The 1,383-nt window shown below is 35.4% G+C and carries 3 protein-coding genes; all 3 read left to right on the forward strand.

Going from position 1 to position 1,383, the window contains the following annotated elements; translation table 11 throughout:
• Positions 1 to 130: 130 nt before the first annotated feature.
• Genes COZ07_RS08530 through COZ07_RS08540 form a run of 3 tightly spaced genes read left to right on the forward strand, consistent with a single transcriptional unit; the run spans position 131 to position 1,183 of the window.
• Entirely contained in the window at positions 131 to 478 is a 348-nt protein-coding gene (locus tag COZ07_RS08530; RefSeq protein WP_406608142.1) for a nucleotidyltransferase domain-containing protein, read from the forward strand.
• Positions 479 to 485: 7 nt separating this feature from the next.
• Positions 486 to 878, forward strand: coding sequence for a HEPN domain-containing protein (locus tag COZ07_RS08535; protein ID WP_406608143.1), 393 nt, complete (start codon positions 486 to 488; stop codon positions 876 to 878).
• A gap of 2 nt (positions 879 to 880) precedes the next feature.
• The gene (locus tag COZ07_RS08540; protein ID WP_406608144.1) at positions 881 to 1,183 is read left to right on the forward strand and encodes a YgiT-type zinc finger protein; all 303 of its coding nucleotides are present in this window, start codon (positions 881 to 883) and stop codon (positions 1,181 to 1,183) included.
• Positions 1,184 to 1,383 lie beyond the last annotated feature (200 nt).

Consider the following 1,383-nt stretch of genomic DNA (forward strand, 5'->3'; position numbering starts at 1 on the left):
TTAATTTTGTCGAAGATTAAAAGTAAAGAAGATATGGTACCCTTTGGGCCATTCATTGCCTTAGGTTCACTTATCACCCTTTTATGGGGCGAAAAGATTATTGCCTGGTACTGGTATTAGAGGTGGAAAAATGAAAAACTTAGAACAATTAAATTTAAAGGAGAATGAAAAAAAGGCTCTGCTGGAATTAAAAAAGAGATTGCTCGAAAGATTTCCGGATGCAGAAATTGTCCTTTATGGCTCAAAGGCACGGAGGGATTCTAATGAAGAATCAGATATTGATGTTTTGGTTCTTTTAAACAGAGAAGTGAATAATACTTTAGAGGAGAAAATTTTCAGCACTGCCTTTAAGATTGAACTTAAGTATGATGTGATCTTTGGGACTATAGTGTATCCGCAGAAATTCTGGGATTCACCCTTAGGGAAGGCAATGCCACTGCACTGGAATGTTGATAAAGAAGGGGTGGCAATATCATAGGTGAAAGATGAATATAGAACTTGTAAATTACAAAAGAAAAAGGGCAAGGGAGACTTTAAATGATGCAAAGGTAATGTTTGAACATGCCCGCCTTTTTTCTACTGTTAACAGGATATACTATGCGATATTCTATGAAGTAGTTGCACTTCTTTTGACAAAGAAGCTTTCCTCTGCAAAGCATTCTGGTGTAAGAAGCCTGTTTAATAGAGAATTTGTAAAAATAGGAATTGTGAAAGAGAAACTTGCTGATTTTTATAGCAAAATGTTTGATTTCAGACAGAAAGCTGATTATGGAGATTTTGTTGAATTTGAAGAGGAAAAGGTAAGGACCTGGCTTGAGGAAGCAGAGGATTTTATTAATAAAATAGATAAGGTTGTTGAAGGGCTTATCGAGGAATAGAAATGAAACAAAAACCCTCAGATTTGGCAATCTTCTTGACCAACTTAATAAAAGGAGGGATTAACTTGGGATTCTGGGATGATGAACGGTGTGAATATTGTAATGGCTCAATTGTTGAAAAAATAGTGGACTTACCCCGAAAGGTAGGAGAAAGGTATGTTCTAATTAAAAATGTGCCAGTTGGTGTGTGTAAAAAGTGCGGCACCAGATATTACACTGCTAATGTTCTAAAAACTATCGAATCAAGTATTTGTGGCAGAAGAAAAGCAGAAAGCGAAATTTCTATGGCTGTATATTCTTTATAAGACCTATAAGACAAAATCAGGAAAAGAATATTTTTATTAATTGATTCCCTGCATCGGCAGATAACACGGCAAAAACGGTTAAAGCCAAAATTAGTTCGCAACTTCGTTTGTGCCGAGAACGTTATGTGTCATTCCCATGAAAATGGGAATCCAGAATTAGGGGAAAGTTAATATAAAATAGGAGAAAATATATATGAAAT

This window comes from Candidatus Infernicultor aquiphilus (assembly GCF_002784285.1).
Taxonomy (GTDB): domain Bacteria; phylum Atribacterota; class Phoenicimicrobiia; order Phoenicimicrobiales; family Phoenicimicrobiaceae; genus Infernicultor; species Infernicultor aquiphilus.